The organism is Epibacterium sp. Ofav1-8, from assembly GCF_022348185.1.
Lineage (GTDB): Bacteria > Pseudomonadota > Alphaproteobacteria > Rhodobacterales > Rhodobacteraceae > Epibacterium.
The window spans coordinates 1-1,362 of the sequence record NZ_JAKRFD010000034.1; the positions used below are offsets into that span (position 1 = coordinate 1).

1 protein-coding gene is annotated in these 1,362 nt (G+C 62.6%); it reads right to left on the minus strand.

Features of this window, described 5'->3' with window-relative positions:
• The coding region (locus MHM97_RS22680) for a phage major capsid protein (protein WP_239325907.1) at positions 1 to 1,220 on the minus strand (1,220 nt) is incomplete at its 3' end.
• Between the last annotated feature and the right edge of the window lie 142 nt (positions 1,221 to 1,362).

The following is a 1,362-nucleotide window of genomic DNA, read 5'->3' on the forward strand; positions in this document are numbered from 1 at the left end:
TCGTTCTGAAAGGCCGAAACCGTATCGCCGGATTGGTTCACATAAGCAGCCTCGGTGCTGGAGCCGAAGGTGATCTGCATGGCGTCGCCGATCATGATCTCCGCAAAATCCGCGAAGTAGATCTCGGTCTCGTCACCACCCGCGCCCAGGTTGTCCGGGATCTGTGACGTGGTGCGGATCGGGTAGCCATGCAGCGTGTTGCTGTCATCAATCGACGGGAACACTTTGAACCCATTGGCCCAGCGGAGGCTGGCAAGGAAGTTCTTCGCCGACGCGCGCATGATCCACCCCGGCGAGACCATCGCGACATTTGCATCCTCGACCTTGCTCTTGATCCGGCGGATAGCAGCTTCGACAACCGCAGGATCGGTGCCCGCGACCGCATCCTGCCAATGATCCGCCAAGGCCCACTGGCGCAACCCTTTCGGCAGATTGCCCGTACCATCAAAGCGCAGGAACGCCAGATCGTTTTTCAAACCCATTTCCTGCAAAATGCTGTCCCGCACCAGGAGGGCGATGGAGGCGCTGGAATGGCGCAGCAGCGAATTGCCCACCGGAACCAGCGAGGTCAGCTTGCGGAACTTTTCTTCCACCTTGTCAAACGTCGGTTCGCTCTCGATCATCGCCGCATTCTCCGCGCCATAGGCGGCAGAGGCGGGCGTGGCTTGACGCGCATTGCGCAGCTCCCCCGCAGGCATGTCGTGGATACGCGCACCGGAAGCGCGCACCGTCACACGCGGGCGCAGAAGCGCGATCACCTGCTGCGCCTGCGGGCGCGGAAGCGTCACACCCCCGGCACTTTCGGATGCACCGGACAGAGCCGCCGAAATCGCGCTGTGCCCTTCCTGCTCCAGGCGCGCCGCTGCGCGATCCCGGTCGCCGCGCGCGTTGATAAGCGCATGCGCCATAAAGCCGACCTCGATCCCCTCATGCTCCGGGTCTTTCGGAGTTGCAGGCGCGGCATGTGGCGGCGTGATCGCGCTGATTTCAAGCTCGGAAGATGCCGTTGCCGCTTTGGCCGCCTCAACAGCCTCGGCACGTTTCACACGCGCCTGGATCTTCTTGAAATCCGCCTCTGCCGCCTCAAACGTCGCGACCGCCTCTGCAAGCGCCTCATCGGTGCTGCCCTCCGCACCCTCGACGTCCTCAATGGCCTGCGAGCAGGTATCCATGGTTTCCGCCGCCGCCTGCAACATGCGGCGCAGATCGTTGATGTCCATGTTGGTTCTCCTTTTCACATGGAGGGCTGCATCCGCGCAGCCCAATTGGCCCCGACGCAACCGCGCGAGGGGAATGCTGACCCCGCAGGATCAACAAAATCAGTTTTTCTTGAGAGAGTTAGAGCGCGGCCTTCGCCCGCGC